The organism is Hymenobacter agri (genome assembly GCF_054778495.1).
The window spans coordinates 1-1835 of sequence record NZ_BAAGZM010000735.1 but is presented as its reverse complement, the minus strand read 5'-3'; the positions used below and the strand labels follow the sequence as shown (position 1 = coordinate 1835).

General features: G+C 68.4%; 2 protein-coding genes. Both read left to right on the top strand.

From position 1 onward, the window contains the following. The coding region (locus ACYVDE_RS21550; RefSeq protein ID WP_460503596.1) for an outer membrane beta-barrel family protein at positions 1–1364 on the top strand (1364 nt) is incomplete at its 5' end. Positions 1365–1369: 5 nt separating this feature from the next. Then, the coding region (locus ACYVDE_RS21545; protein WP_460503595.1) for a phosphatase PAP2 family protein at positions 1370–1835 on the top strand (466 nt) is incomplete at its 3' end.

Genomic DNA, 1835 nt, shown 5'->3' with positions numbered 1-1835 from the left:
GGCCCGTGCGGGCCGGCAGCAGTACCCGCGCCAACGCCAGCACGGGCACCTTCCGAGCCGCCGACCTCACCCTGGACTACCGCCGCGAGTGGGCCGAGCACAAGGGCCGGGAGTTGACTGCCAGCGCCGTGTACACGCCCCTGTTGAACGACAACGCGGTGGATTCCCGCCTGGTGTACCTCGACAATAGCCAGCGCACCCAGCACCAGCAAACCGTCAACCGCACCGCGCAGGCCACGGCCCAAGTCGACTACGTGCGGCCGCTGGGTGAAAAAAGCCGCTTCGAGACGGGCGCCCGCAGCAGCCTGCGCCGCTACGATATTGACTACCAACTGGCCAGCGCGCCGGCCCTGGCCTTCGACCCCAGCAACCGCTTCGTGTACGGCCAGTACGTGCAGGCCGCCTACGGGCTCTACGCCGGGGCCCGCGGCCAGCTCAGCTACCAGGCCGGGCTGCGCGCCGAGCACACCACCATCACCGGCGACCAACGCACCACGGGTGAGCAGTTCACCCAGCGCTACCTGAGCTTGTTTCCAACCGCTGTGCTGGCCCTCGACCTGCCCCACGAGCACCGCGTGCAGCTCAGCTACTCGCGCCGCGTGGGCCGGCCCGACGCTGGCGACGTGAACCCCTTCCTCGACCGCACCGACCAGCTGAACCTGACCTCCGGCAACCCGCAACTGCGGCCCGAGTTTGTCAATTCCTTCGAGCTGGGCCACCAGCTGGACGGAGCCGGCGGGCGCAGCCTGGGCACCACCGCCTTCTACCGCCTCGAAACCGAAACGCTCAAGCCCTTCCGCCAGGTCATTACCGACCCACTCACCGGCAACCTCGTCACGCTGACCACCCGCCTGAACGTGGGCGACGAAACCTCCTACGGCCTGGAGGTGGTGGGCGCCACGCCCCTGGCCGCGTTCTGGAAGGTGAACGGCACGGCCTCGGCGTTCCGGCGCATCATCCGGGGCAGCACCAGCGGCACGGCCGTGAACACGACCAGCCTGGCCTTCACAGGCCGGCTGAACAACACGTTCCCCATCAGCAAGCGCGTCGATGCGCAACTGGCCGTTAACTACCGCTCGCCCATCAACTCGGCCCAGGGCACGCGGGGCGAGGCTTTCAACATCGACCTGGCCGCCCGCTACAACGTGCTGGGCGAGCACGGAACCTTCACGCTGCGCGTGGCCGACCTTTTCAACACCCTGCGCTTCGATTCGAACGACAGCGGGGCGGGTTTCGCCACCGTCACGCGCTTCAAGCGGGAGTCGCGCATTGCCTACCTGGGCTTCACCTACCGCTTCGGCCAGACATCGGAGAGCCGCGCCCGGCGCAAAAGCGCCGACGACGAGGGCGGCAGCGACAACTAAGCCCCATGTCCACGTACTTCGCCCAACTCGTTGCCCTGCTGCTGGCCCATCGGCGGCGCCTGCTGAAACTGCTGCTGCTGGGCGTAATACTGCCCTGGGCAGTGTTCCTGAAAGCCAGCTCCGAAATCGAGGAAGGCGAAGGCTTCTACGGCGACCTGCAGCTCCTGCGCTGGGCGCACGCCCACGACCGTTCCGCGCTCGACTCGCTAAGCTTGTTCTTCTCAGCCATCGGCGGGCCCGTGCCCATGGTGGTAGCGGCCGTGCTTTTTACCGGCGTGCTGGCGTGGCGTCGGCGGCCCCGCGAGGCGTGGTTCTTCGGCCTGGCCGTGGGCGGAGCCGCGGCCCTCAACCTGCTGGCCAAGGCCATTCTGGGGCGGCCCCGACCGGCGTTCTGGGTGTCGCTGGCGCCCGAAACCTCCTACAGCTTTCCCAGCGGGCACGCCATGGGCTCGGCCGCCGTGGTGCTGGCGC